This is a genomic window from Rhizorhapis sp. (genome assembly GCF_035276005.1).
Classification (GTDB): domain Bacteria; phylum Pseudomonadota; class Alphaproteobacteria; order Sphingomonadales; family Sphingomonadaceae; genus Rhizorhapis.
In genome coordinates this window covers 9,756-31,889 of record NZ_DATEMB010000012.1, presented here as the reverse complement: position 1 = coordinate 31,889, position 22,134 = coordinate 9,756, and the positions used below count along the sequence as shown (strand labels likewise).

Below are 22,134 nucleotides of genomic sequence, written 5' to 3'. Positions count from 1 at the left end.
GGAAACCGAACTTGCCTAAAATCAGAACGGGACTTCGTCATCCAGGTCATTGTCGAAGCTCGGCCCGCTGCTGCGCGAACCGCCGCTGCGGCTGCTGCCGCCGCCAAAGCCGCCATCGTCATAGCCGCCGCCCGACGATCCCCAGCCGTCATCGCTCCGTCCGCCGCCGCTGAAGCCGCCGGATGAACCGCCGCCCTCCCGCGCATCGAGCAGCACCAGCTTGGCGTCGAAACCCTGAAGCACGACCTCTGTCGTATAGCGGTCCTGGCCGCTCTGGTCCTGCCATTTCCGGGTGCGGAGCTGCCCCTCGACATAGACCTTGCTGCCCTTCCGAAGGAAACGCTCGGCAACGCCGACCAGACCTTCGGAGAAGATGGCGACGCTGTGCCATTCGGTGCGGTCCTTGCGCTCGCCTGTCATCCGGTCCTTCCAGCTTTCGCTGGTGGCGATGCGGATATTGCAGACCTTGCCGCCATTCTGGAAGCTGCGGACCTCCGGGTCAGCGCCCAGATTCCCGACCAGAATCACCTTGTTGACGCTGCCTGCCATGCTGTCTCCTGTCGTCCTGCAATTGGGAGCGGCGAAATGCGCCGCATAAAGGGAAAATCCCCTTATAGCCCCAGCGCAGTCGCCGTCCAGTAGGTGATCCCGGCGAAGATATAGGCCAGGGCGAAGAGATAACCCATCATGAACAATGGCCAGCGCCAGCCATTGGTTTCACGCCGCGCCACGGCAATGGTCGAGATGCATTGCGGCGCAAACACGAACCATGCGAGGAAGGCCAGGGCAGTCGCAAGCGACCAGCGGCCCTGCAGCCTTTCCGTCAGGGAACGCTCCGTTTGTGCTTCATCGCCGCTTTCGATGGAATAGACCGTCGCCAGCGCCGACACCGCCACTTCCCGGGCCGCCATCGCCGGGACGAGGGCCAGCGAAATGTCACGGTTGAAGCCGATCGGTTCCATGACTTTATTCAGTCCGCCAGCGATCCGCCCGGCGATGCTGTAGTCCACCGGCGATACATCGCTGCCCTGCGGCGGCTTGGGGAAGCTGAGCAGTGCCCACAGGATCACCGTCGAGACGAAAATGATCGTGCCGGCGCGCTTCAGGAAGATGACGGCCCGCTGCCACAGGCCTAGCAGCACGTCGCGGGGGCGGGGCCATTGATATTTGGGCATTTCCATCAGAAAACCGCTGCTCTTGCCCTTGGTGACGCTCCGCCGCAGCACCAGCGCTGCGAGCAGCGCACCCGCAATGCCGCTCACATAGAGCAGGAACAGCACCAGCCCCTGAAGCCCGATGCCGCCTGCCAGCTCCCGGTTGGGAATGAAGGCCGCGATGATCACGGCATAGACCGGTAATCGCGCCGAACAGGTCATCAGCGGCGCGATCAATATGGTGGTGAGGCGGTCCTTGTGATCGCTTATCGTCCGCGTCGCCATGATGCCGGGAATGGCGCAGGCAAAGGAGGAGAGCAGCGGAATGAAGGCCCGGCCCGACAGGCCCACGCGGGCCATCAGCCCGTCCATCAGGAAAGCGGCGCGGACCATATAGCCCGTCGCTTCCAGCAGCAGGATGAAGAGGAAGAGAATCAGGATCTGCGGCAGGAATACGATGACCGATCCCACCCCATTGATGACGCCGTCGACCAGGAATGAACGCGGCACTCCGTCCGGCAGGCTCGCCGTCGCAAGATCGGCGGCTGAGGCGGCCAAGCCCTCGATCCAGGCGACCGGCGCCTCCGACCAGGAAAACACCGCCTGGAACATGACGAACAGCAATGCCGCCAGGATGACGGGTCCCACGACCGGGTGCAGCACCACCGAATCCACTGCGCTGGTCAGCCTACGCCGCGGCTTTTCGGAACGGATGGCGTTCCTGGCTATCCGGCGCGCCCGTGCCTGCACTTCCGAGAAACTGCCCGGGGCGACTGCCGTGGCCGATCGAGCACCGCCTGATCCGATGACCTCGCCAAGATGCTCACGCAGCGCGTCCAAGCCCCGCTTGCGGACGGCAACGGTGGGGATGACCGGTACGCCCAGATCGCGCGCCAGCACGTCCGGATCAAGCTCAAGGCCGTCCCGCTCTGCAAGGTCAACCATGTTGAGCGCCACCACTACCGGCAGGTCCAGCGCGATGAGTTCCAGCGCGAATCGCAAATGATTGTCCAGGTTGGCGGCATCCACCACGATGACCAAGGCATCGGGTTTCCGCTCGCCAGCCTGCAAGCCCATGACCACGTCGCGGGTCACTTGCTCGTCGGGGCTGGCGGGATTGAGGCTATAGGTGCCGGGCAAGTCCACCAGCTCGACCGGGCGGCCATCGTTCAAAGCCAGGCGGCCCGATTTCCGCTCCACGGTCACGCCCGGATAATTGCCGAGCTTCTGCCGCGCGCCCGTCAGCGCGTTGAACAGCGCACTTTTGCCGGCATTTGGATTGCCAACCAGCGCAACCAGCGGAATGCCGCTCATGCCGCCGCTTCCGACCGGTCGAAGTTGCTATGGTCCAGCGGGCGTACAGTGATCGCCGCGGCATGCAGGCGGCGCATGGCGACGATCATCCGGCCGACGCGGCAGGCGATGGGGCCGCGTCCGAACAGGCCGCCATGATGCAGTGCCTCAACCGTCACGCCTTCGCTGACGCCAAGCTCGCGAAGCCGTTGCCCTTCGACATCGGAAAGCGACGGCCAATGAATGCTGTCGACGGACGCTGGCTGGCGAAGCGGTAACTGATCGAGACGCAATTGCTGACTTTCAGGCAGAGAATATTTGCGGAAAAACCCTGCGATTGATTATCAATAACCAAGGGGAATTACCAGTCCTAGCTGCCATTTGAACATCAAATGGCGGGATAGCGCAGCCGACCGATGAACCGCGCCAAGCTGGGCCGGCGCTCTGAATTGGCGCGCCACTGTTGCTTTGTTCTTTCAAAGCGGATGATGCCGTCAATGCGGCGGCTGAGAAAGCCGCGCGTTTCGATCCATCCTTCGCTTTCGTCGCCGAGGAAGATGAGCAAGGTCGCGGCATAGACCGCCGCCAGCGTGGCGCGCTTGCTATAGTGATTGAAATCGGTCGCGACGTCCCCTGCCAAACGCCACATCTGGTCGGCCGCCCGCCATCCCAGCCGTGTTGCCGCGACCAGATTCTGCGGCAAGGCCATGATCGCCTGGGCGCGCCGAAGCGCCTCCCTTTCGGGAGCCAGCAGCATGAGCCGCGCTTCGATCAGCGCAGTGATCCGCTCTCGCACCTTCATGGGCGCCAGCGTTTCGGGCGGATATTTCCCTTCCATCTCTCGGTCGATCCAGGCGAACCATGCATCGATCATATCCATTGCGCCGCCGGGGAAGGCGAGTTCCACCATGGCCGCATCAAGCCCCGCCTCCGCCGCGGCGTTTCGGAGCGCCGCGCGGTTCCACCCGTCAAAGGCTGCTTGGCCCGGCAGGAGCGGGGCCAGATATTCACGCACTTCGTCCAGCGTCGGATCGACCGGCAGGCCTGTCATTGCTTGTCTCCCTGTCACTGCATGTAGGGAAGAGGGTGAGGGGAAGGAATAGGCAAATTATGGGGACGGGTGCTTGGTGGGGCCGGACATCCCACGTAAAGCAAACCGTCGTCCCCCCGCAGGGACGACGGTTTTCCTCTATGAAAACCCCACCAAGCTCCCAGCCCTCAACCCGCGAATTTCTGGCTGATCTCGAACATGGCGATGGCCGCCTTGGCTGCCTCGCCACCCTTGTTCTTATGCTTGCGGTCGGCTCGGGCCAGAGCCTGTGCCTCATTCTCGACGGTCAATATGCCATTGCCGATGGCGATACCGTCCATCGACAGCGCCATCAGACCGCGCGCGCTTTCGTTGGACACCACTTCGAAATGATAGGTGTCCCCCCGGATCACGACGCCGATGGCGACAAAACCGTCATAGCGCCCCGACTCTGCGGCCATGGAGATGGCGCCCGGAATCTCCAGCGCGCCGGGGACGGTCAGCACCTCGAATTTATGCCCGGCCTCTTCCAAAGCGGTCTGCGCTCCGTCGATCAGCATATCATTGAGATGGTCGTAAAAGCGCGCTTCCACGATCAGGAATTTGGCCATGATCTTGCCCCTTTGCCGTTAGTCGATGCGCCGCTCGCCAACCACGGCAAGGTCATAGCCGTCAAGCGCCACAAGGCTGTGATGGCTATTGGTGAGCAAAATCATATCGTGGACGCCCAGTTCCGCCAGGATTTGAGCGCCGACGCCATAATCGCGCAGTTCCTCCAGATTATATGTCTCGATTCCGGCATGAATGCGAAAGAGCTTGGTGAAGGTATCGGGCATGTTGCGATTGAGCAGCACGACGACGCCGGAGCCCGCCTCTCCGATCATTTCCATCGAACGCGACAGCAACTTGCTGCGCGGGCTGTCCATTCCCAGAAGATCGGAGAAAGGAGCGAGCTGATGCATGCGCACCAGCGTCGGCTGGTCGGGGTTTACCTTCCCCTTTTGCAGCACGACCTGCTCCGTGCCGGTCGCCTTGTTATAGAAGGTCATCGCCGTCCATTCGCCGCCCCAGCGGCTGGTGAACCTGGTTTCCGAGCGCTTTTCGACCAGATGGTCGTTGCGGCGGCGATAAGCGATCAGGTCGCGGATGGTCCCAATTTTCAGCCGGTGCTTCTGTGCAAAGGGAATGAGGTCATCCATGCGCGCCATGGTGCCATCGTCCCTCATGATCTCGCAGATCACGCCCGACGGATTGAGGCCCGCGAGCCTCGCGACGTCCACGGCCGCCTCGGTGTGGCCGGTGCGCACCAGCACCCCTCCGTTGCGGGCAACCAGTGGAAAGACATGGCCAGGCGATACAATGTCGTCCTTTCCGCGCGACGAATCGATTGCCACCGCTATGGTCCGTGCCCGGTCAGCGGCGCTGATGCCAGTGGTTACGCCGTCCCGCGCCTCGATGGACACGGTGAAGGCGGTTTCGTGCCGTGTGCCATTGTTACGGCTCATGAGGTCGAGGCCAAGCTGGTCAACCCGCGCCTTGGTCAGCGCCAGGCAAATGAGTCCCCGCCCATGCGTCGCCATGAAATTGATGGCGTCGGGAGTAGCCATCTGGGCGGGAATCACCAGATCGCCCTCATTTTCCCGATCCTCATCATCGACAAGGATGAACATGCGGCCGTTGCGCGCCTCGTTGATGATCTCTTCAGGGCTGGCCAGCGCTGTTCCGCCTTCCCGTTTCACCAGATAGCTTTCCAGCTTGCCCAATGTCTCGGCGGTGGGATTCCAGTCGGGCTCGTCCATGCGGCGAAGGGAGTTGGCGTGAAGTCCCGCCGCCCGGGCGAGCCCGGAACGGGACATGCCGCCTTCCGTAACCAGGTCGCGCAGTTTTTCGATCAGATCGGTGCTCATGCCGTCCCATTATCACATTATAATGTGATAACAAAGGCGCAAGCTTCACATAGCTGATTTTTGCACTTGCTGCATGCGCGACAAATAACGGGCAAGGACGTCGATCTCCAGATTGAAACTGCGTCCCGCCCGCAGGTTGTCGAGCGTGGTCATTTGCGCCGTATGCGGAATGACGTTGATGCCGAAATGAACGCTCCCGTCGGCCTGGTCCTCCACGCCGTTCACCGTCAGCGAAATCCCGTCCAGAGCAATCGATCCCTTGGCCGCAATGTTGGGGGCAAGCTCCGGGGGTGCCGCGATCACGATCCGCGTCGAATCGCCTTCGGCCTCGGCTGACACCAGCGCGCCAATGCCGTCGACATGGCCTGTCACAATATGTCCGCCGAGCTCATCGCCCACCCGCAGTGCGCGTTCCAGGTTCAAGCGCTGTCCCTTGGCCCACATGCCGGGAACAGAGCGCGAAACAGTTTCAGCCGAAACATCCACCGCGAACCAGTCCGGCCCCTTTTCCACGACCGTCAGGCAAACGCCGGAACAGGCAATGGATGCGCCAATGTCCACGCTTTCCATGTCATAGCCGCTGGCGATCCGCAGGCGCAGGTCGCCATGCTGCTTTGCATCTTCAATATGGCCGATATCCGTGATGATCCCTGTGAACATGCCCAATTCCCTAAGCGGCGCGGATGCGCTCGTAAAGCTCCATGCGGTCGAGGCCCAGCATACGGGCCCCCGCCAGCCGCCAACGTCCCTGCGCGGCGCCAAGTTTTTCAAGGCCGATGTCTCCCATCGCTGCCCTGCCGGCGCCGATCAATATGGGTGCGCGGTAGAGGAGCAGGCGGTCCACCAGATCCGCCGCGATAAAGGCCGATGCGGTTCGCGCGCCGCCCTCGACCATCAAAAAATCGGTTCCGGCCAGGCCGGCAATGTCCTCAGGCGCAGTGATGGCGTTCCATCCCTTGGGTGGCTTTCCCGCTCCCAGCATCACTCGCATGGGCGAGCGGTTCTCCAGCCCCGGCAGCCGCACGTCGAGTCGCGGCTGATCTGCCTCTACGGTACCGCGGCCCACCAGTATCGAATCATGCCGCGCCCGTTCCAGATGGGTATGCGCTCTCGCCTGCGGGCCAGTGATCCACTGGCTCTCGCCATTCGCCCGCGCAATTTGTCCGTCGAGGGATGTCGCAAGCTTCAGCGTCACATGCGGCCGTCCGTGGCGCTGCCGTGTGAAAAAACCGGCCATTGCGGTGCATGCTTCGGCTTCCATGATGCCCGTCATCACTTCCACGCCGCCGTCGCGGAGCATGGCCGCGCCCTGCCCATCGGTCCGTGGATCGGGATCACTCGACGCGATCACCACGCGCGTAATCCCGGCTTCCCGCAGCAAAAGGCTGCAGGCAGGTCCGCGATGAGATTGATGAAAGCAAGGCTCCAGCGTCACATAGGCACTCGCGCCACGCGCACCCTCTGCGGCCTCGGTAAGCGCCATGGCTTCGGCATGCGGCCGCCCGCCCGGTTGCGTCCAGCCGCGGCCCACGACATGTCCATTCCTGACGATGATGCAACCGACATTGGGATTGGGCGCCGTCCTGCCGCGGCCCCGCTCCGACAGGGCAATGGCAGCGGCCATATATCGGGCATCCGCGTTCACGGTTGCGGCGTGGCCTCCGGCTTGGCGGTCTTCTGCTTGGCTTTCGCCTCGGCCTCCATCTTGTCGAGCTGCTTCATCAAGGTGTCGACGGCCTCTTTCTCCCGCTTGTCACCGACAGCGGCTTCCTTGCGCCACTCGATGCCGAATTGATCGGCGACCTTCCGGAAATCCTGTTGCTTGCGCTTGATCGCCGCCTGCCGCTTCATCAGGTCGATCTTCTGCTGCGCGATGATGTCGGCATCGGACCGGCCTTCGCTCCAGTTCTGAATATAGATGATCTGCCGGCCTGGAGCCGTGTTGGTTTTCGAATCGATCAGAAAGCCCCAGATGATCGCCCAGGTCGCAGCAGCCGCAAGCCCCAGGAACAACAGCTTGTGCCGCCGTCCTTCGGCCAGATAGTCACGCAGATCGGTCCATGCCCGCTTGGGGGAAACAGGACGGGGAAGAATAGCCATGGCCGCTAAATAAGGGATGGAAGCTCATAGCGCCAGTGGGCCGCGCCGATTGCATGACGTCCAACCTCTTGCCGCCGCAAGATCGCAGCAGTCTCTTTTCAGCCGATCAGCCCATGGGCGATGGCATAGGCCACCATGTGGGAACGGTTTTTGGTCCGTGTCTTCAGGCGTATATGATCGATATGGCGCTCCACCGTGCGTGGAGCGATAGCGAGCTTCTTGGCAATTTCCTTGGCCGATAGGCCGGTCGCAATGCACGTTAGAACCTGCACTTCGCGCGGCGTCAGCCAAAGCTGGGCGTCCTGGTCCACATCCATCGTTTCAATCCCCCTGCCCCGGCAAGTTCCGGGGCCTAAGCCGGCAATGCCCTGTGAACGTCCGGCGTAAGCATAGAAGTCAGGAGAATAGTTTGTATCAGGGGTACTCGATAGCCAAGCGTGGAGAGTAGTTAATCTCTATGGCCAAGACGGGCCCGTCTCCATCGTAGCTGTGACTATTTTCGTTTATACCCTTAGATATATATTGCGTTTCCGGCTCGATTTTCCGTGCTTATTCTTTTGATAATCATGGATAATTTGCCGTGGTAAGACGCGGCAGAAAAGTTCTGGCCAGGTAAAACATTAGTTCTATTCCCCGAAATAACCGCATCTGGATTCACTGCTGGGGTCCGTCAGTTCGTTTCTGTCCCAAAACGAAACAGATACGGCGGTATTTTTGCCATGGGATAAACGCATAATCTGTTTGATCCGTTCCCGGATTCCTTCTGCGTCTCAGTAGCTTATGCGTCTGTGTGGCCGTATGGATTATCCTTGTCCAAAATGCGCCAAGGTGTCGCTATTGCCCGACTCGGCCCCGGCGTGAAATATAGTTGCTGTGACGAGAGCACGGTCCGGCGCCAAAAAGACTTCGTCATCCTCCGGGTCGCAAAGAGCGGTAAGTACATGCCCTGATCATTGGGGTGTACGCAGGTAAATCTTTTGGAACAGCTTACCTTGCTTTTGCGATTCTGCGCAAATCAGCACTTCATTAGACGTGGAGTGTTTCCTTCGTTTGCGTCACATTGCGAATGTCAGGTAATGCGCAGATTTGGGGGTAGCCATGTCGCATGCTGATGCAACAACTTCTGTTGAACTGACCAACAGGGAGTCGGAAGTACTCCGCCTTGTCGCATTTGGTCTTTCGGCCAAGAAGGTGGCAATGGAGTTGGACATCGCACCTTGTACGGTGGAACGCCATATTGAAAATGTCCGCCTCAAGACGCGGACCCGCAATCGGGCTCATATGATCGCCTATGTCATTCGCGCCGGCATTCTGCCGACCCAATATGGCTGATTTCCGGGTGGGGGTGCAGGAGATGGCGGCGGACGGCGCGCACATTCGGTCTGCCCGCCACCATCGCCCGCATGCCCTTTCTTAGAATTGTTGATTGCCGTGATTTCCGAGACGCCAGGCTTCAATCTGGCTCGAAATCACTGCAACAGCCGGGCCCATGAGGCGACATGGCCTGCAATCCGGAACGAACCCACTTCGATTCCGCCCGTTTCAAAGGGCAGCCTGCAGCGATCTGGCTGAAGCTGCGTCTCGATTTCCTTCGGTGAACGGCTGAAACCAAGGCCCGCTGCCTTCAGGCAAGCCTCTTTGCGGGTCCAACCCCAAAGGAACAGAAGGCTTGCTTGCTCCTCATTCGAGGCGACATGCAGCATCTGCAATTCCGAGGCCGTGAAAAGTTCTCCCGCGATTGCCGACGCGTCTGGAATGATCCGCTGCTGCTCGATATCGACACCCAGTTCATCGGCAGCTCCGATCCCGATCAGGGCGAGCCTGTGAGCATAGCTCAGCCCGAAACCCATATTGCCCTGCGCAAGGGCTGGTTTTCCGTGCGATCCTTTCACAAAGCAGACCTGCTCAGGCGAAATGCCCAAGCGCGCCCCAAGCAGCTCCCGCAGCGCCGCATGAGCCGCCAGATAACGGTGCCGGTCCCAACGAAAGCGAAAACGCCCCGCACGCTGCCTCTCCTCGGCAGAAAGCCAGGCCAGGCACCGCTGGTCCAACTCCATCGAAAGATCGAGCAGCCATAATTTCATCGGCGCCGCCACCCTAAGGGGAATAAGGGCGTCCAGCCTCATCGAGCGTCCGGTAAAATCGGTGGTTTCGAAGCCTCGCCCTTCAACAAGGCTGAATGCCGGACAAAATCCTCGAGCAACCGCTGCGGATCGCCGTCGGCCAGCGCCTGCATCCGTCTGCGTAGCCGCCATAGCAGGTGCGCCAGGATCCAGCACAGATCGGCCGCGATCGCATAGAGGCGGCCATGATTCTTCAGGAAATAGTGCCGCCGGGACTCAAACCAGTAGGCCGGCATCCGGCGGATCACCCGGTCCTTGCCGGTTACGCCCGTGCTTTGCCCGGCGATGTGGAGGACCCGCGCCTGCGGCACATACCAGCATTCCCAGCCGGCGCGTTGTGCCTGCAGGCAAAAGTCGGTTTCCTCATAATAGAGGAAATAGCGCTCGTCCATTGCGCCGATTGCGTCGAATAGATCCCGCCGGATCATCATGCTCGCACCCGATACCCAGTCCACTGGCTCGGCTTCGCTTCCCATTTCCTGCACGGCTGCATGGCCGCGTAGCAAATGGCTCACCAGGCCCAAACGTGCGCCGCGTTCTATCTCGCCCAGCAATGAGGGAAAGCGGAAGGTATAAGGCCAGGGATGGCCATCGCGGTCTTCGAGCAGAGTGCCGGCGATGCCCGCCCTTGGATGAGCGCGCATGAACTCAATGAGCGCCTTCATCGCGCCGGGCCGGGCGCGCGTGTCGGGATTGAGCAGCCAAACAAGATCCGCTGGACCGCGAACCGCCCGGTCGGCTGCGACCGCGCGATTGTTCCCCTGAGCAAATCCGCCATTGATGGGAGACACCACCAGTCGCGCCCAGCGGGACCAGCCCCTCTTTCTGATCGCGGAGTCTATGCGGTGGCAGCTATTGTCGCCGGACGCATTGTCAACCACCACGACCCGCGCACTGGGATGGGCCTTCATTTCCGCTGCAAGACTGGCAAGGCAGTCCACGACCAGAGCCGCCGTGCGGTAGTTCACGATCGCCACAAGGACCGAAGGCTCACATTCCGAAGCACTCATGGCGCGATCAGTTCGGGCACAGCCTTCAGGGGCGCTCTTGCTGCCTCAGCTACTATCTCGCCCGGCAATGAAGTCGGTAAAAGCTGCCGCTCCAATGCCGCATCAATGGCTTCTTGCACCGCCCGGGCCAGCACCTGCACATTGGGTTCCTGCAGCGTGCTGGTGTGCCCTCCAGGCACCTCCACCAGCGTGACGGGCTCGGCTACCCGTTTGCCCCAGCCCATGATGCAGTCGCTGAACTGCAGGCCGAAAGGTATGTCATCCGGTGCGCCGGTCCCTTGCGTCGCCTTGTAGAGCACTACATTGCAGTCGCAGAGCAGCCCTTGGGGGCGATGACGGCGATGCGCGACCTGATAAAGCTCAAGGAAGGAAAGAGTGGACGCCGGCGCCGCCCCATCCGAGGCGCTGCGCATCCGGTCCACTTCCCTATGGTGGCGCAACCGGTCGAGCCGGGAGGTGAGTTCATAGGCGATGATGTTCGCCATCTTTCGCGCAAGGACAAGCGGCACCGTCAGGACCTCAGCGGCAGTTTGTCCCCTGAAGCTTAGCGCGTCCCGCAAGCGGCGGAGCCGCGCCAGCGTCACCTGGAACGGCCGCTCCGCCGCCTCCACGTCTGCCGCGTCAATGATCCCGACAAAGCCGACATCCTGCCCGCTGTCCTGAAGCTGCCGCGCCATTTCGAAGGCGATCACGCCCCCTGCGCAGAGCCCCGCCAACAGATAGGGACCCTCCGCCTGGACGGCACGTATCCGCGAGACATAGGCGCTCGCCATCTCATCGATGCGGGTATGCGCATAAGAACCATCGGCGCGCATTTCGGGCTGCAGGCCATAGACATGATGCTGCTTGTCTAGCAGCAGCGCCATGCTGCGGTAGAGCAGCGTTTCGCCAAGGCCGTCATGCACCAGGAAAAGGGGCGGCTTGCCCTTGCCCGGGCGGAGGGAGACAAGGCCCGGCACGGCGTTCGCCGGCGTGCCGGGAATGGCTTCAGCCTGTCCTTCCTCTGCGGGTGGCGGTTCGATCATGGCCGCAAGCTGCGCAAGAGTGGGTGCTTCGACGAGGGCTGTCAACGGCAGCGCCTTTCCGCTTTGTTTGCGAAGGCGGTTGATGAACTGCACTGCCAGCAGCGAATGGCCGCCAAGGTCGAAAAAGTCATCGCCGCGCTTCACTTGCGCCACGCCCAGCATCTCCGACCAGAGTTCAGCGATCATCTGTTCCGCCGAAGTCGCTGGGGTGTCCTTCCCCTCCAACTGGCTGGCAAGCGCTTCTCCTCCCTGCTGTGTCCGCTTCGGCGCCCGCAACTTCGCGACAATGGAGGCCAGATCAAGCGGAGAAACAATGATGTGCGGCCCGGCGCGCGCGCTCAGGACATGCTCGACGACCGCCATGCCCTCAGCAGGCAAAAGACCCTGGGCGTTGTCAGCGGCAAGAGGGCGGTGCGTGAGGCTGCGGCCTCTTCCGCTCTCTGCGCCGCCCATCATGACGCCGCCATTCACCCGCATCATGGTGAAACCGCCGATTTCCGCCAGCACCTGCCCTTCTGGTGTGGCAATGGTGACGTCGAAAATGGCTGTGGAGGCAGGCACTCCGCCCCGGTAACGGATATGGCTGACCACCTGGGCCGGCAAAGGCGCGAACAAGCGGACCCGGCCATAAGAGGCAGGGGCATAAAATTCCCTGGCAACATCGCAGGAAGGGATCAGCATCTGCGCCCCGGCTGTCGAAAAATCCAGCAGGGCGGGGTGCAGGTGGATATGCTCCAGATCGCGCGCGAAGCCTTCCGGCAGGCACAGTTCGATCAGCGCCTCCCCATGACCGATATGAAGCGCGTCCACATTGTCCCACCGGCCACCAAGCTTCAGATGCGCGGTGCTTGGCATCGCCTGCTTGCCGCGCCGTTCCTCGGGACAGCGCCCCAGGATCGCCTGACGGTCCAGCTTCCCTGCCGCTGTCTGTTCGGCCGATGAGACATAGCCCCGGGCATGTTCGATCCAATCCCCTTCATCGGCGGAACCGGCAGGGCGCCCGAGCAGCGCGAGCCGCCAGACATCCCCGCCCTCATGACGAAGATCGGCCCGCATCTCACGGCTTTGCCCATCCGCAACGGCAAAGGGCGTCAGAAACAAGAGCTCACGTATCTCGACAGGTCCCGGCCCCATGTCCTGAAAGGCGGCACGTGCAATCTCGACATAGCCTGATCCTGGAATAAGCGCCTGTCCGCAAGCCAGCCGGTGCTCATCGAGAAGCCAGCGCGTCTCAGATGCATAACATGCCTCATAGACGCGCCGGTCCCGGGACTGGAGCAGCAGCCGGTCGATGAGCGGATGGTCCACCGCTATGCTTTGCGCCGGGTCCGCATGGTTCTGCTGATCGGCGATCCCTGTCAGAGCCGCCGCCATGCCGACTTCCCGCCACTGGCTCCAGCCGACCGAGATCACCGCAGTCGATCCGCTCTCCCGCTTCGCCTTGGCAAAGGCGTCAAGGAACGCATTGGCCGCTGCATAGTCGACCTGCCCGGCAATACCGGCAATGGCGCTGATCGAGGAAAAGAGCATGATGAAGTCGGGCTGATGCCCTGCGAGCGCGGCATCCAGCGCGAACGTGCCCTGCAGCTTGGGTGCAAGCACCTTTGCCGCATCCGTTTTGGACTTCAATTGGACGGGGCCATCGTCGAGGACGCCCGCCGTGTGGAAAACGCCGTGAATCTGCCCGAACCGGCTCCGCACGGCGGCCACGGCGCGGCGCATGGCCCGGAAATCGGCTGTATCGGCGGTCTGTATCATGACCTCCGCGCCCTTGGCTTCGAGAGACTTGATCTCCCGGATTCGGCGGCTGGTGACATCGCCGGGCGAGTGCTCCGCGAGATGGCCGGCCCAGCATTCCCGAGGCGGCAGCGGAGTCTTGCCGACAAGCGCCAGCCGCGCTCCATAGGCATTGCTCAAATGCCGCGCCAGCGTAAGGCCAATGCCGCCAAGGCCGCCCGTAATCAGATAAGTGCCGCCCGGCCGCAGCCTGGTCGGCGAATGCGACACGGCCGGAAGGGACATGGCCTGCATCTGCTCGGCCCAACGCTGCTCATTGCGATAGGCGACAGCTTCCGCCAATTCGTCGGCGGACAGCTCCGCTGCCAGCGCCTCGACAAGATGGCTTCCCGCCAATGAACCGGCCCGTGGCAGGTCAAGGTCGATGCTGCAAAGCGACAGGTTGGGATATTCGCGCGGAATGACACGGCAGGCACCCAATGCAGTCGCCTTTGCCGGAATCCGCCCGCCTTCATCCAGCACGCGCTGCATCCTGTCGGTGATGAGCGCCATTCGAATGGGCTGGTCGATTCCTTCCTCGCCCAGCGCCTGCGCCAAATGCAGGAGGCTGAAAAAGCCGCGTTCCAGGATGCGCTCCACGCCTTTGGAGGACGCCAGGCTCCGGCTCGGCCCATTCACAAGCCACAAATGATAGATATGCTGGGGCACAAAGCCGATGGTTTGGAGGAGTGCCCGATAATCCTCGGCCATGGCCGGGCGCATCTGATAGGCATCGAGCCCCTCCAGCCTGAAAGCCGGCCCCCGGTGCACGGTAGCAACCCGGCTGCCTTCCGCGCGGAGGCGGCGCACCAGCGCTTCGCCAAGGCCACAATCGTCAAGGAAGACCAGCGCCGTAGCTGGCGGCTCCCCCCGTCCAAGACGCGGTGTCCTTTGCCAGACGGGCTCGTAGAGCCATTGGCCAGGATCATCGCTCCGGCCGCCGCCGCTGCTGTCGCCATGGCCCGCCAGGCGCAAGCCGTCCTTGCCCGGCTCTATCCAGTGCCGCTGCCTTTCGAACCTGTATGTGGGAAGCGGCACGCGCCGCCGCCGCTCGCCTTCCCAAAACTGTTCCCAGGACACCGGGACGCCGACTGCCCAGAGCCGCCCCAGCACGTTCAGCATGTAGGCGAGGTCATCGGCCCGCTCGTCGGAATGGCGCAGCGAGTTGAACACCGGCTGGTCGGGCGGGCGGGAAGGATGCTGCCGCGCCAGGCTCGCCAATGTCCGCCCCGGCCCCACTTCCAACAGCACTTGCTTCCGCTCCGACAGCAGCAACTGCAATCCGTCCGAGAAGCGAACCGTGCCCCGCAAATGCCGCACCCAGTAATCCGGGTCGGTGGCTTCGGCCGCGCTGATCCAGTTGCCGGTGAGGCAAGAGATGAATGGAATTGCGGGCGCATTCATGCGGACGCTCTGCACCAGCTCCCGGAAGGGACCGAGAATGGGCTCCAGCATCTCCGAATGGGCGGCGACGGAGATCTGCACCTCCTGCGCCTCGATTTCGCGTTCGGCGAGCGCCGCCTTCAACCGTGCGATCGCTTCGACCGGGCCGGATGCCACGCTGAGCTGCGGCCCATTGACCGCCGCGATGGATAGCCCCGGTTCCAGCAGCGCCCGCAATTCCTCCTCCGCCAGAGGAACGCTCAGCATCCGTCCTTCAGGAAGCGTCTCGAACAGCCTTCCCCTGCCGCTGGCGAGCTTCAGCACTGAGGGGAGATCGAACACGCCCGCCAGATGGGCCGCGACATATTCGCCCATGCTGTGACCCAGCATGGCCGCAGGCTCGATACCCCAGGACATCCAGAGCCGCGCCAGCGCATATTGCACGGTGAAAAGAGCGGGCAGGGCGATTGAGGGGCGATTCAGCGCCTCCCGCACAATTGCTTCATCCCCGGCGACCGGAAACAGGAACGGCTTTATGTCGACGCCGCAACTTGCCGAAAGGATGGTGAAACATTCATCGGCCGCCTGTCGGAACACGTCTTCTGATTGATAGAGGCCAAGCGCCATATCGGGATATTGGGCGCCGCCCCCTGCAAACAGGAAGGCGGTGCCACGTTCCCCCTGCTTGCATTCCTGCGTAAAGCCGCCCTCGATTGCCGCAGCGGCTTCGGCCGCATCCGAAGCCACGGCAATGCGGCGGTGACGAAGGGCCTTCCTGCCCACCTGCAGTGTGAAGGCGGCGTCGGCCAGGTCCTGATCGGGATGCGCCCGCAGATGATCGGCCAGCGCGGCCGCATTGGCTTCAAGCGCTGCCTCGGTTGCCGCCGACAGCACCAGCAATTGCTGGGGCCGTGACGGACCGCCAGCAGGCAGGGGAGGGGCTTCCTGCAGGATAACATGGCTATTGGTGCCGCCCACGCCCAAAGAGCTGACCCCCGCTCGCCGGGGCCATTGCCCCCGCCGCTCCCAGGGCCGAAGCGTGCTGTTCACAAAAAAGGGGCTGCGCGCAAATTCGCAAGCGGGATTGGGTTCCGCAAAATTGAGGCTTGGCGGAATTTTCCCCTCGGAAAGCGCCATCGCCACCTTGATGAAGCTCGCCACCCCGGCCGCCGTGTCGGTATGCCCGATATTCGGCTTGACCGAGCCAAGGGCGCAATAGTTGGTTGCCTCGGTGTCCTGCCGGAATGCCTGGGTCAGCGCTGCCACCTCGATCGGATCGCCGACCGGCGTGCCTGTTCCATGCGCTTCGACATAGGTGATCGTGTCGGCAGTGACTCCACTGATGCTCAGCGCCTCGCTGATCACCTTCGCCTGTCCGTCGACGCTCGGCGCGAGGTAACTGACCTTGCCGACGCCGTCATTGTTGACGGCCGAACCCTTCACCACGGCATAGACATGATCCCCGTCCGCCAATGCGTCGCGCAAGCGCCGCAGCGCGACCACGCCGGCGCCGCTGCCAAAGATCGTGCCCGCCGCGTCCGCATCGAAGGCGCGGCAACGGCCGTCGGGCGATAATATCTCGCCCTGTTCGAAGAGATAGCCTTGCCGGTGCGGCAATTCGATGGTGACGCCCCCGGCAAGCGCCATATCGCTTTCGCCATTGAGCAGGCTCTGCACGGCCATATGAATGGCCACGAGGGAGGTGGAACAGGCCGTCTGCACATTGACGCTCGGTCCCTTGAGATCGAGCAGGTAGGACGCTCTCGTCGTCAGGAAATCCTTGTCGTTTCCTGTGTGCCGCAACAGGAAGAAACCCACATTGTGCAGCAGCTCCGGGTTGGTCAGCAGATTGTAGGGCAGATAGGCATTGTGGCCCGAGCCCGCGAATATGCCGATGGCTCCCGCAAAGCGTTCCGGCACATGCCCCGCATCCTCCAGCGCCGCCCAGGCGCATTGCAGGAAATGGCGGTGCTGCGGATCCATGATCGCCGCGTCACGAGGGCTGAGGCCAAAGAGGGCGGCGTCGAACATCTCCATGTCGGGCAAGGGCGCGCCCGCCCGGACATAGTTGGAGCGCTTGAATATCCGCTCATCGACGCCTGCAGCCTTCAGTTCCTCGTCGGTGAAGCGGGTGACAGCCTCCACTCCCTCCCTCAGATTGCGCCAATATTCCTGCAGATCCGATGCACCCGCAAAGCGGCAGGCCATGCCGACAATGGCGATGTCCGTGTCAAGAGCGGGTTGGCCGGGTCCGCCGTTGAAGTCAGGATTGGACTGATACATGACCTCACCTCCCCTCGCCCAAAGCGACGGGAACACGCCCCGCGATCCGGCGCTGCAGCGCTGCTCGCCGTCCTTCCGCTCGGCTCTGGCCCTCTTCGGCTGCCTTGCCCCCGCTATCCGCGCCCGACAGATGCGCGCTCAGCGACTGGACGGTGGGAAAGCGGAAGATGTCGGTGATCGGCAACTCGCGGCGAAGCTCCGTCCGCAGCCTTCGATGCATCTGCACGGCGAGCAGGGAATGACCGCCAAGGTCGAAGAAATTGTCGCGGGTGCCGACCTGGGAAAGCTTCAGCACGTCGCACCAGATGGCGGCGATCCGTTCCTCCATGCCCCCTGCGGGCGCCACGAAATTTTCCGTGGTGGATGCAATGGCAACCGGCTCCAGCGGGGGCAGGGCGTTCCGGTCTATCTTTCCATTGGGCGTCTTGGGCAGCAGGGCAAGCGGAATGAGATGTGCTGGGACCATGAAGTCGGGCAACCGCGCCTTGAGAGTCTCCCGGACGTTTGTCACCAGTTCGGGAGCGAGTTCAGGCGCGACAAAGGCAATAAGCTGCTTGTCGCCCGCCTCATCCTCACGCGCTACGACCACGGCCTCATGCACTTGCGCATGACTGGCAAGCGCCGCCTCGATCTCTCCCAGTTCGATGCGATAGCCGCGCACCTTCACCTGATGGTCTAGGCGGCCAAGGAATTCGAGAGCGCCGTCCGCCCGGCGCCGTCCCAGATCGCCCGTGCGGTACGCTCGCTCGCCCGGACGCAGCGGATCGGCAATGAAGCGCTCGGCCGTAAGGCTCGGTCGGTCGAGATAGCCCCTGACAACTCCGTGCCCGCCAATGACGATTTCCCCAGGCACTCCCGGCGGCAGCGGCTGCTGGCGGCTGTCGAGGATATAGACATGCTGGTTGGCGAGTGGCTTGCCCAGCGGCACTGCGCCCTCCGCGCCGTCCAGCACATGCGTCGCTGACCAGATGGTCGTTTCGGTCGGACCATACATATTGGTGACCGTGCCGCTGACGAGGCCGCTTAGCTCCCGCGCCAGATCCGGCGGAAAGGCTTCGCCCCCGATCATCAGATGCTTCAATGCCGCAATCGGCTTCCGCGCATCAGGGTCGGCCAGCAGCAGGCGCATCATCGAAGGTGTGCACTGCAGATGCGTGACGTCATGGCGTTCCATAAGGGCCGGCAACGGCTCTTCGCTCCGGGCGCGCTGACCCGCCGAAGCCTTCAGCCGCACTTCGTTGAGATAGGGAAGGTGCGCCAGCACCGTATCCGCCGCGACGCCGAAATCGATGAGGCAAGCAATCTCATCGACGCCTGCCGCACGGACCTGCTCCACCATCGCCATGCAGCTTTCGGGTGTCCCGAAAAGCCCGCTCGTCTCATAATAGCGGTCAAAGGCAAAGGAGAGCAGCGTCTCCATGTCGGCCGGGGACAGAGCCTCCAGCGCGTCCTGTCCGGCCAGTTCGTTCATGCCCGGCCGCCGCTTGAATGCGGGGAAGGCCCAGGCATATTGCTTCACCAGGCTGGTTGCCGTGCGTAAATAGGCGATCATTGGTTCGCGCACCGTCTCCCGCACCTTTTCGGCGTCGGGTCCGGCAAAGCTGTGCAGCATCAGTGTCACATGTCCATCGCCAGCATGTCCCGCCTCCCGGCGCGCGGATCGATAGGCGGCGAGCTTTTGGGACAGTTCCTCCAGCGTCTGCCCCAGAAGGTGCGTCAATATGCCGGCACCCGCCCGGCCCGCCGCCGCAAAGGTTTCCATATTGCCGGCAGAGGTGATCCAGAATGGAAGCTCCGCCTGCACTGGCCGCGGCAGAATCTTGACGTCCACCGGCTTGCCCAAAGGCCCTGCGAAAGAGCGGCTTTCCCCCCGCCAGAGCGCACGGACCGCTTCCATGCCCTCGATCAGCGCCCCGGAACGATCCGCGAAGGATTCCGGGCGCAGCACGAAATCATTGGGCTGCCAGCCAGAGGCAAAGGCGATACCTGCCCGGCCGTTCGACAGATTGTCGACGACCGACCATTCCTCCGCCACCCGCGCTGGATGGTGCAGCGGCACCACGACGCTTCCGCCCCTGATCTCCACCCGGCTCGTAACGGCGGCGACCGCCGCGCCCGTCACCGCCGGATTGGGGTAAAGTCCGCCAAAGGCATGAAAATGCCGCTCCGGCGTCCAAACCGCGCAAAAGCCGTTCTGATCGGCAAATTTCGCGCCATCCAGCAGCAGTCGGTACTTTTCGCCGGGCTCGCTCTCCGCATCGGCGGCGAAATAGAAGAGGCTGAAATCCAGCGGACGCCTGGCCGGGGCTGCAGCATCTGTCAGCTCTCCCCCGGCCGCAAGAACCACATGCATGCCCCGGCACAGCGTCCAGCTGAGCTCGAGCACGGAGATATCAAAGCTGAGGCTCGTGACGGCAAGCCAGCGCCCCTGGGGCGTGATCTGCTGGTCCATACCCGCGAAGAAATTCGCGACATTGCGATGCTCAACCATCACGCCCTTGGGCTTGCCGGTGGAGCCGGAGGTGTAGATCACATAGGCGAGGCTGGCGGGGCCAGCGCCGCTTTCCACCGGATCCGCGGAGTGATGCATGATGGCCGGCCAATCGGCGTCGATCCGCACCAGCGCCGCGCCCTGTTCCACAAGCCCCCCGGCCAGATGTGCCTGAGTGACGATCACCTTTGCGCGGGAGTCGCTCACCATATGCGCGATCCGCTCGGCTGGATATTTGGGATCGAGCGGCACATAGGCGCCGCCCGCCTTCTGTATGGCGATCAGCGCAACCAGCATCTCCAGCGACCGTTCGACGAACAGCCCCACCAGTTGATCGGGCCCGACGCCCAGCCCTTGCAGGTGCCGCGCCAGTTGGTTGGAGCGCCGGTCAAGCTCGCCATAGCTAAGATTTTCGCCCCGGCAGGTGGCGGCAATGCGCTCGGGCGCGCGCCTGGCCTGCTCGGCAAACAATTCATGGACGCAGGCCTCGGCCCGCCACGGGGCATCGGGTCCGCTCCAAGTGCGCATGGAGTGAAGCTGTTCGACAGAACTCAGTAACGGCAATTCTCCCACGGGGTGCTGCGGCTCCTCGTCCGACGCTCTGAGCAAGGCCAGCAAACCCTGCTGCATGGACTCGATTGCCGAAGCATCAAGGCGCGCTGGATCATAGAACCAGCCTGTTGCCTTTCCGTCAGACCGGATGGCGATGGTCAGGTCGGATCCCGGCAGCGGCCGCACATCCTCCAGCCGTTCAGTGATCAGGACGGAGACAGGCAGCAGCGGCCCCTCCCGTCCCTTCATTTCAGGCATGCGCGCAACAAGATCGGCAGCAAAGCCAAGCCGCCGGTGCACTTCGCGCACATCGGCGGCGATCTTTTCCTGAAGGGACGCCATGCCCGCCGCAAAATCCACATCCGCGCGGACGGGCACCTGCGGCGAGAACCAGGCTTCCAGCCCCTCATGGGAGGCGGTCATCACCGGATCGGTGTAGCCAATGTCGAACACGGCCTTGTCGGAAAGCCTCGCGATCAGCGCCACGGTGGCGGCGAGCACCGCCTTGTCTCTCCCAAGAACATCCGGGCCGGGCATGACGAGTTCCGCGTGCGCCATGATATCCCGACCCGGATGTCGATCCCGTGCGACTAGGGGGAGGTCGACGGGACCAAGGGATGCGATACGGCCGCGCCAATAATCCTCGTGCGCGGCCATAGCCGAATTGATCTCGCTAAGTGCCGAAAGCATCTGGGGAGACAGAGGATCGAACTTCGTTCCTTCAGCCAGGCCGAACCGGCTGGCGGCTTCTCCGGGTGTCAGGTCCACCCCTTCCAGCGTGGCGAAGCGGCGAAGGGCAATGTTCCTGCCGATGGTGGCTACGACAATGCGGTCAGGCTGAATTTCCAGGATCGTTCCGGGCGCAAGGCAGGAATCGGATGCTTCAATGCCGGTCGCTTGCACCAGCATCAACTTGCCCGCAAAGCTTGCCTTTGCCTTTCCGACGGGATTGGCATAGCCCCCGAAATCAAGCGCCCGCACCAGCGCATCGATTGTTTCCGCCGGATGGTTCCACTGAATGGCGCAAGCCGCCTCTGGCCTGTGCCGCCGAGAGAAATAGCGGGCCGGGCCATGGGGCTGCGCCTGGGGCACGATGCGGCCGTTGCCCAGGCCGTCCACCAGTTCCTCGAAGCTTTCGATCGCCGCGGCAAAGCATTTGGTGTTGAGCGAAAATGCCGTCTCGCCTTCCTCAATGGCAATGCCCCGCGCCGTCAGCACCTCGCCGGCATCAACCTTGCCGGTCATCTGGTGCCATGTGATGCCGTGCAGCGGCTCGCGATTGAGCAGCGCCCAGACGGGTACGTTCAGCCCGGCATAATGCGGCAGCGGCCCGTCATGGAAATTGATCGCTCCTTTGCTGGGCAACCTCAGCACTTCGCCGGACAGCACCGACAGGTTGGTGACGCTGAAGAGATAGTCGAACGGCTCGACTCCGGCGGTAGGCAGATCATTTGGCCTGTCGATGAGCACAATTCCCGTTTCGCTTGCCCAGTCGCGGATGGCAGTCCGCTGCGATACCACCGCTGCGATCTCATGGCCGCGGGCCTGCAAGGTCCTGGCGCATTGAATTAGAAGAGATTCTTCGCCAATAAGCACGCAGCGCCAGGAAGAATGCATCACGGACTCCCGCCAATTAGAATCGCGGCAGCGGCTTTCGAAATGAACCCCCCCGGTCCGCATGAGCATCAAAGCCCCGGATATCGGCCAATCTTAAATACCGCTTCAGATGAACATTATGAACAATGTTGCATTAGAGACAATTTTTCGAATTGCCTTGGGATAAATCCCCACTGCCTTAGGCATAGGTCATATTCGCGGCGATCATTTATACTCTGAAAGGAGTATGCGAATTCTCGATTTGGCTAGGTTGAGGCAATATCGCAATTGGCCCTGCTTCCGGGCCATTCCTGAGGCTGTCATCCTCTCCGGGTTCCCGGCCCCTCATCGCCATGTCGTGAGGAGCTATAGCAACTTCTTATTGGGGAATTCTGCCGAGTTTATTGCCCA

General features: G+C 62.5%; 15 protein-coding genes. 1 reads left to right on the top strand and 14 read right to left on the bottom strand.

Going from position 1 to position 22,134, the window contains the following annotated elements:
* Positions 1-21: 21 nt before the first annotated feature.
* The 10 genes from ssb to VJS46_RS04200 form a co-directional block, all read right to left on the bottom strand.
* A complete protein-coding gene (gene ssb, locus VJS46_RS04245; protein ID WP_324058103.1) occupies positions 22-549 on the bottom strand; it encodes a single-stranded DNA-binding protein in 528 nt (175 codons plus the stop codon).
* A 62-nt stretch (positions 550-611) separates the two neighbouring features.
* The gene (gene feoB, locus VJS46_RS04240) at positions 612-2,468 is read right to left on the bottom strand and encodes a ferrous iron transporter B (RefSeq protein WP_324058102.1); all 1,857 of its coding nucleotides are present in this window, start codon (positions 2,466-2,468) and stop codon (positions 612-614) included.
* Positions 2,465-2,740 (bottom strand): FeoA family protein, encoded by a 276-nt coding sequence (locus VJS46_RS04235; protein WP_324058101.1) that lies wholly within the window; start codon positions 2,738-2,740, stop codon positions 2,465-2,467. The genes feoB and VJS46_RS04235 overlap by 4 nt, the downstream gene beginning before the upstream one ends.
* A 95-nt stretch (positions 2,741-2,835) precedes the next feature.
* Positions 2,836-3,498, bottom strand: coding sequence for a COQ9 family protein (locus VJS46_RS04230; protein ID WP_324058100.1), 663 nt, complete (start codon positions 3,496-3,498; stop codon positions 2,836-2,838).
* Positions 3,499-3,665: 167 nt separating this feature from the next.
* Entirely contained in the window at positions 3,666-4,088 is a 423-nt protein-coding gene (ribH, locus tag VJS46_RS04225; protein WP_324058099.1) for a 6,7-dimethyl-8-ribityllumazine synthase, read from the bottom strand.
* Between the two features lie 18 nt (positions 4,089-4,106).
* Positions 4,107-5,384, bottom strand: a complete 1,278-nt coding sequence (gene ribB / locus VJS46_RS04220) for a 3,4-dihydroxy-2-butanone-4-phosphate synthase (protein ID WP_324058098.1) — start codon at positions 5,382-5,384, stop codon at positions 4,107-4,109.
* A 45-nt stretch (positions 5,385-5,429) separates the two neighbouring features.
* Positions 5,430-6,044 carry a riboflavin synthase gene (locus VJS46_RS04215; RefSeq protein ID WP_324058097.1) on the bottom strand — a complete coding sequence of 205 codons (615 nt, stop codon included), beginning with the start codon at positions 6,042-6,044 and terminating at the stop codon, positions 5,430-5,432.
* Between the two features lie 10 nt (positions 6,045-6,054).
* Positions 6,055-7,029 (bottom strand): bifunctional diaminohydroxyphosphoribosylaminopyrimidine deaminase/5-amino-6-(5-phosphoribosylamino)uracil reductase RibD, encoded by a 975-nt coding sequence (gene ribD / locus VJS46_RS04210; protein WP_324058096.1) that lies wholly within the window; start codon positions 7,027-7,029, stop codon positions 6,055-6,057.
* On the bottom strand, positions 7,026-7,484 hold the full coding sequence (locus tag VJS46_RS04205; RefSeq protein WP_324058095.1) for a hypothetical protein: 459 nt from the start codon (positions 7,482-7,484) through the stop codon (positions 7,026-7,028). The genes ribD and VJS46_RS04205 overlap by 4 nt, the downstream gene beginning before the upstream one ends.
* 98 nt (positions 7,485-7,582) lie before the next feature.
* Entirely contained in the window at positions 7,583-7,801 is a 219-nt protein-coding gene (locus tag VJS46_RS04200) for a helix-turn-helix transcriptional regulator (RefSeq protein ID WP_324058094.1), read from the bottom strand.
* Between the two features lie 781 nt (positions 7,802-8,582).
* On the opposite strand from VJS46_RS04200, the gene VJS46_RS04195 reads away from it, so the two are divergent.
* Positions 8,583-8,816, top strand: a complete 234-nt coding sequence (locus VJS46_RS04195; protein WP_324058093.1) for a helix-turn-helix domain-containing protein — start codon at positions 8,583-8,585, stop codon at positions 8,814-8,816.
* Between the two features lie 137 nt (positions 8,817-8,953).
* On the opposite strand, the gene VJS46_RS04190 is transcribed toward VJS46_RS04195, so the two are convergent.
* Genes VJS46_RS04190 through VJS46_RS04175 form a run of 4 tightly spaced genes read right to left on the bottom strand, consistent with a single transcriptional unit; the run spans position 8,954 to position 21,678 of the window.
* The gene (locus VJS46_RS04190; protein ID WP_324058092.1) at positions 8,954-9,610 is read right to left on the bottom strand and encodes a 4'-phosphopantetheinyl transferase family protein; all 657 of its coding nucleotides are present in this window, start codon (positions 9,608-9,610) and stop codon (positions 8,954-8,956) included.
* Positions 9,607-10,617, bottom strand: coding sequence for a glycosyltransferase family 2 protein (locus VJS46_RS04185; protein ID WP_324058091.1), 1,011 nt, complete (start codon positions 10,615-10,617; stop codon positions 9,607-9,609). Before VJS46_RS04185 ends, VJS46_RS04190 begins: the two co-directional genes overlap by 4 nt.
* Positions 10,614-17,084 carry a type I polyketide synthase gene (locus tag VJS46_RS04180; protein WP_324058090.1) on the bottom strand — a complete coding sequence of 2,157 codons (6,471 nt, stop codon included), beginning with the start codon at positions 17,082-17,084 and terminating at the stop codon, positions 10,614-10,616. The genes VJS46_RS04185 and VJS46_RS04180 overlap by 4 nt, the downstream gene beginning before the upstream one ends.
* A gap of 4 nt (positions 17,085-17,088) precedes the next feature.
* The gene (locus VJS46_RS04175) at positions 17,089-21,678 is read right to left on the bottom strand and encodes a MupA/Atu3671 family FMN-dependent luciferase-like monooxygenase (RefSeq protein WP_324058089.1); all 4,590 of its coding nucleotides are present in this window, start codon (positions 21,676-21,678) and stop codon (positions 17,089-17,091) included.
* Positions 21,679-22,134 lie beyond the last annotated feature (456 nt).

Bases quoted from the DNA above. Each gene is read 5' to 3' on its own strand.
- ribH (WP_324058099.1), bottom strand. From the start codon at position 4,088: ATGGCCAAATTCCTGATCGTGGAAGCGCGCTTTTACGACCATCTCAAT.
- feoB (WP_324058102.1), bottom strand. From the start codon at position 2,468: ATGAGCGGCATTCCGCTGGTTGCGCTGGTTGGCAATCCAAATGCCGGC.
- VJS46_RS04190 (WP_324058092.1), bottom strand. From the start codon at position 9,610: ATGAGGCTGGACGCCCTTATTCCCCTTAGGGTGGCGGCGCCGATGAAA.
- ssb (WP_324058103.1), bottom strand. From the start codon at position 549: ATGGCAGGCAGCGTCAACAAGGTGATTCTGGTCGGGAATCTGGGCGCT.
- VJS46_RS04215 (WP_324058097.1), bottom strand. From the start codon at position 6,044: ATGTTCACAGGGATCATCACGGATATCGGCCATATTGAAGATGCAAAG.
- VJS46_RS04230 (WP_324058100.1), bottom strand. From the start codon at position 3,498: ATGACAGGCCTGCCGGTCGATCCGACGCTGGACGAAGTGCGTGAATAT.
- VJS46_RS04195 (WP_324058093.1), top strand. From the start codon at position 8,583: ATGTCGCATGCTGATGCAACAACTTCTGTTGAACTGACCAACAGGGAG.
- VJS46_RS04185 (WP_324058091.1), bottom strand. From the start codon at position 10,617: ATGAGTGCTTCGGAATGTGAGCCTTCGGTCCTTGTGGCGATCGTGAAC.
- ribB (WP_324058098.1), bottom strand. From the start codon at position 5,384: ATGAGCACCGATCTGATCGAAAAACTGCGCGACCTGGTTACGGAAGGC.
- VJS46_RS04200 (WP_324058094.1), bottom strand. From the start codon at position 7,801: ATGGATGTGGACCAGGACGCCCAGCTTTGGCTGACGCCGCGCGAAGTG.
- VJS46_RS04180 (WP_324058090.1), bottom strand. From the start codon at position 17,084: ATGTATCAGTCCAATCCTGACTTCAACGGCGGACCCGGCCAACCCGCT.
- VJS46_RS04205 (WP_324058095.1), bottom strand. From the start codon at position 7,484: ATGGCTATTCTTCCCCGTCCTGTTTCCCCCAAGCGGGCATGGACCGAT.